This is a genomic window from Phormidium sp. CCY1219 (assembly GCF_055795085.1).
In genome coordinates, this window is record NZ_JAYFEQ010000766.1 from 1 (window position 1) to 664 (window position 664).

1 protein-coding gene is annotated in these 664 nt (G+C 49.8%); it reads right to left on the bottom strand.

Annotated elements, in window-relative coordinates:
- Nucleotides 1-102: 102 nt before the first annotated feature.
- Nucleotides 103-519, bottom strand: coding sequence for a thermonuclease family protein (locus AC0QH1_RS23320; protein ID WP_324633770.1), 417 nt, complete (start codon nt 517-519; stop codon nt 103-105).
- Nucleotides 520-664: the final 145 nt, after the last annotated feature.

A 664-nucleotide genomic window follows, 5' to 3' on the forward strand; every position in this document is an offset into this window, starting at 1 on the left:
CCCCCCCCCGGCTCAAGGGGGGGGCGCGCATTTTGAGAATTGTTTCAGATGCGATCCGATCGCACCAGATTGTCGCCAAACCAAAGTGCCAGCATTGGCACTTTAGCGATTTCGCTTCCGATATTCCCACGGTGCGATCGCCCCGGGTTGCTTCCAGATTGCCCGCCCCGATTGTTCGGCTGATTGTTCTGAAGCTGCAAGGGCAGAACGGTTAGGGCAATTTCCCCAATATTTTGTATAAGGCCAAGCGTGCCCAATCATAACTGAATTTAAAAGCTGTTCTTCAAAGGTTTCCGGCGCTGACCAAACCTCTCCAACCCAGCGCCCATATCGATCCTGCTCGACAAAAGTCATTCCAACGCGATCGCCACCCTCAGAAATTATTCTGGCAAGAAATTCTTTTGCCTCTTTCCCACCAGGTTGATTTTTTTCCGGTGCATCAATTCCGCATAATCTAATCCGTCGCTCATCGTTTCCCTGACGAACTGTGATAGTGTCACCGTCTGAGATTCGAGTCACTTCCCAAACTCCATCTGTGAAAGCGGGTTTATAATTTTCCCGCTGGTGAGGTGCGTGCAAAATCATTGCTTTTGGTTGCTGCACCATAACAACAGAATTTGCACGCTCTAAACCAACTCGGTTCCATGCAGAATAAGCGATCGCA